The 4,290-nt window shown below is 38.4% G+C and carries 5 protein-coding genes; all 5 read right to left on the bottom strand.

Features of this window, described 5'->3' with window-relative positions; genetic code table 11:
- Positions 1-180 (bottom strand): hypothetical protein (locus tag ABWO41_RS15995; RefSeq protein WP_353140191.1); only part of this gene is annotated, 180 nt, incomplete at its 3' end.
- A gap of 42 nt (positions 181-222) precedes the next feature.
- On the bottom strand, positions 223-1,377 hold the full coding sequence (locus ABWO41_RS15990) for a hypothetical protein (RefSeq protein ID WP_353140189.1): 1,155 nt from the start codon (positions 1,375-1,377) through the stop codon (positions 223-225).
- 3 nt (positions 1,378-1,380) lie between these two features.
- Positions 1,381-2,553, bottom strand: a complete 1,173-nt coding sequence (locus tag ABWO41_RS15985; protein WP_353140187.1) for a family 43 glycosylhydrolase — start codon at positions 2,551-2,553, stop codon at positions 1,381-1,383.
- A gap of 33 nt (positions 2,554-2,586) precedes the next feature.
- Complete coding sequence (locus tag ABWO41_RS15980) at positions 2,587-3,642, bottom strand: cellulase family glycosylhydrolase (protein WP_353140185.1); 1,056 nt, start codon at positions 3,640-3,642, stop codon at positions 2,587-2,589.
- A gap of 53 nt (positions 3,643-3,695) precedes the next feature.
- On the bottom strand, positions 3,696-4,290 hold a 595-nt coding region (locus ABWO41_RS15975), incomplete at its 5' end, for a RagB/SusD family nutrient uptake outer membrane protein (protein WP_353140183.1).

Below are 4,290 nucleotides of genomic sequence, written 5' to 3'. Positions count from 1 at the left end.
TCGACAACCACCAATTTTAGGTGAATACTCGTCCAGATAAATTGTGGAATATACTCCGGCTACCGCCGGATTAGCTCCGTCTCCGGATCTTACAATCAATAAATTCCCCGGAGAAAATGTCTGGGAATACCCCAAAAAAGTGCATAAGAGTACACATAAAAAAGTAAATCCTTTTTTCATACATTAAATTTTGTGCTGTTAAGCCGTTTATAATTAGTTCTATTATTTTTTCATTAGTTCTATATAATCCGGGTAGGATAGCGGGTTAACATAATATTCTCCTTTATTATTTAATCCAAAAGATTTCTGTAAAAACAAAGGATTTAAAAACCAGGAGGCCGATTTTTCTGTAACAATTTTTGCAAAGCCTTGCTGTAATAACGGATAGGTTGCCAGACTTACATTATACTTTTTGAAATATCTGTAATAGGTTTTGAGATAACCGGGGACATACCACTCCTGCGAAAGGAAGAGCTCTTCCCATTGCCGATATGGCACTTTACCTGCATGTACCAAAGTCAGCCATTCGTGTATTTTTAAATTCGGATCTAACCGGTATTTTTTTGCAAATTCCCGCCCTTTTAAGCTAGCTCCTATTTTATTTCCAAAATTTCTGTTGTACAAGCGGAACAACGAAAATTCCGGAACAATAATTGGTTTTTCCGGCATTATATTCCGCACAAAGTTAAAAGCTTGTTCAATTTGTATCGTGTCTCTGATGTGTAAGTGGATAGCCAGACCTTCAATATCATCACGTTGTTGTGTAAACTTTATCAGTTCGTAAACACCTGGCGTATTCTGTTCTTTTTTCTCAAACAGTGCAGGTAGGGAACCGGTATAAAATTGTGGCATTTTCCAGTCCGGATGTTTTTTATAAAACTCTGTTACATGGTTAAGCAATTGTTCTGTAAAAACAACCAAAGGGACTTTATTGCCTTCCGAATATTGTAAATCAGACTCAATGCTTTCAAGGTTTGGTTCGTTACCCAAAGTAAAAATATCTACATACGGGCCAACTCTTTCCAATATTTTATCTACTATTTTAAAATAGAAAGCTTCACGTTCTGCACCTGGCTCCGGCATCGCCAGATTTCGGTTTTTAAAATCCCATCTAAAACCAAATGCTATCTGGTAACCCTGTTTTCCGGCATCTACCAGCTTTTGTATTCCTGGATCTGTATCGGGATTCAGTAAACCATCAGCGTAATCCAAAATACGCGGTGTTGTTCTTATCCATTTGGGTTTAATCTTCTCTACATATTTGAAATCTATATTCTCCGGATTATGATTAAAATTAAGTCCAAGCTCTTGGCTATAAGCACATTTAATACTTAGCCCAAAGAAAAATAGAACAGTAAAAATTTTATTTACTTTCATAAGTTAGTCTTTTATTGAAGAATAGAAATCTTTAGATACCTCAGCATCAGGCATTAATTTATTATTCTCCCATTTTAATGGAACTACGGCTGGCCTGCAGGTTACCGGGAATCTTGTCCCCATAACTCCTCTGGGATTAAAGAACAGCGTTGACCACCATTTTCCTTTTTTATCTTTAAACAGGTTATTATGCCCCCCTTCTAAAATTGCAGGATATCTGGGACCGTAAGGACCATATATATTGTCTGATTCTGCAATTACCACGTCGTAGCTATAAAGTACTTTATCTTTTCTATCGTCTCTTAAATAGGAATATGTTCCGTCTGACTTTGGCACAGACCAGACAGTTTGCAGTAACTGGTACTTTCCGTTGTGTTTATCTAACCAAACTCCTTCTATATAAGGTTCTGTTTCGTATGGTGTTTCCTTAAATCTTTTAAATGGTTCTGCAACATCACTCAAATCTTTATTCATTCTGGCGATAAAATGGTTATGACCAACCAGGTAAACTTCGCCGTCAGTATCTTCGAATATGCCTAAGTCTATATTATTGAAAATAGCTCTGTGCTTGCTTCCCCTGATATTCCGATAGGGACCTTCCGGTTTTCCCGAAATACTTTCGAGTACAAATGATCCCTTACCGCCATTTAAACAAGCTGCAATAAGCCATTTCTTTTGGCTTTTGATATAATGCAATTCTGGTGCCCAAACTGCTCTGTAGATTGAGTCGAGCGGATCGCCATTTAAAGATTTTGCACCCGGTTTAATAGGCCGGCCTTCTTTTTGCCAGGGTTCTGCGTCTTCATCAAACGACCATATTCTTCCTAATGCTTCCCAATTTTTTAAATCTAAAGAACGCCATAAGTACAAACCATCATTATAATCCCAGCAGTGGATCTGCCCTTTAAAAACCCTTCCTGGCGTTGCGGTTGTACCGGTCATATAGTAATAACCATCGGGACCATACATTACGTAGGTATCTCTCATCCAGACGTCCAGAATTGGCTTTACGGAAGAAGGTACTGTTAGCGACGAATCTCCTACCGGAGCTTTTGGATCACTGAAAACCTGTCCGGAATGGGCGTTGTTTCTTGTTTGTGAACATGCTATAATTGATAAAGCAACTAAGCACAAAACGATAATTGTTCGAATTTGAATGAATGTTTGATTTAGCATAAATATTCCCTTCCTCCTCATCTGATTGATAGTCTATTGTACTTCTGTTAATTTCTTTATTGTCTGAATTTCATCTTTACTAAAAGGCGTACCGTCTTTCCTTAAAATATCATGAAACCACAGCTCGGGCTCTTTACCTGATGGAATGGGCGTATCCCAGGCAAAAATGGTATTGGTTTTTCCGGCAACAAATCCCCAGTTAATGGCCCCTACGTTTTCTCTCTTAAGCAGCGGCATAATATTTCCGAAAAGGCTTCCGTTTCTTCTTGCCATATACTCGGTACAAATAAGCGGTCGGTTATATTTTTTTAGCTCCTGTATTTCGTTAGCGTGGTTATCCGTATAAGAATAATTGTGATAGGTTATAACATCCGAGTTTTCCAGCTGGAATTTATTTAACTCTTTAAATGGTTCTCTGTTATTCCAGACACCTGCTGTAACAGGTTGTATGGTCTTTACAGTCCTTGCCCACGCAAATACGGCTTTTAGAAGAGGCAGACTCTTCCCGAAATTTTTATTGTTTCCGGGCTCATTGTATAAATCCCACATCAAAACGCGTTCATCGTTTTTGAATGTGTTCATAATGTCTTTCACATAAGCTTCTAAAACCTTTAAAGTATCCGGATTAGTATATATCATAGTTCCGGGATCTCTAATCCAGCCGCTGTTATGAACACCCGGTTTGGGCTCTGGCTGCTTACCTGGTGCATACGTGTCGTTCCAGCAATCGTCAAAAAACACCAAAATTGTCTTAATGCCGTGTTGATTTGAAATACTCAAATAATTGTCAAGCCTCTCCTTAAATCCATTTTGGTCAGAAGTCCACAAAATATGATGTAAATAGACCCTCATGGTATTAAAGCCTAAATCTTTAGCCCAACCCAGTTCTTTGTCTATAGTTTTTGGATCATAGGTGTCTTTCTGGAACATTTCGAGCTGATTAATGGCTGTACTGGGCTGAAAATTGCACCCTCTGATCCATGGCTGTTTTTTATACCATTCGTTTGCCTTTTTTTCTGTCCACCTCGAATTTTGCGCACTTACACTAACAGATAAGAGCAAAAAAAGGCCTGCTAAAATATTTTTCATATTCTAAGTGATTGATAGTTTTGGAAGTAGCCTCAGCAGCTACTCCCGTGATTTTATTTATTATATCCTTCGTTTTGAGTGCAAAGTTTATTTGCCTGAATTTCTGATTGTGGTATTGGAAACAATAGCTTATCTGTAGTCGCAAGGTCTGACGAAATACCTCGGGCAATTGCCGACGACAGAAAAGTACCCTGACGAATTAAGTCTTCGCGACGTTTTCCTTCGGAAATAAATTCCCACCCTCTTTCTCTAAAAATGGCATCGCGAAAAGCTTCTTTTGTAGGTGTGTCTGTTAGGTTCAATCCCGGAAGTCCTGCTCTTGTTCTAACCTGATTAATTAGTGTAAAACATTCTATCGGAGGTACTGCACCAGCCAGTTCATTTAACGCTTCGGCCCTGCTTAATAAAATATCTGCATATCTAAGAATTGGGACGTCGGTACCGCTGTTATTTCCAATAGTATTGTTGTCCCAATATTTAAAGCTACGGGCATTATCTCCGTTTAATATATTTACGGTTGCATTATTGTTATTAATATAACTTGTACAAATCAGAGAGCGGCGTTTGTCATTTGCAGCCATGCTGTTCACAAAAGCTGTTCTTAAACGGTATTGAGTTACGAAATTGGACATGGTAGATTGATAAACG

Source organism: Pseudopedobacter sp. (assembly GCF_040392825.1).
Lineage (GTDB): Bacteria > Bacteroidota > Bacteroidia > Sphingobacteriales > Sphingobacteriaceae > Pseudopedobacter.
This window is presented reverse-complemented; position numbering and strand designations above follow the sequence as displayed.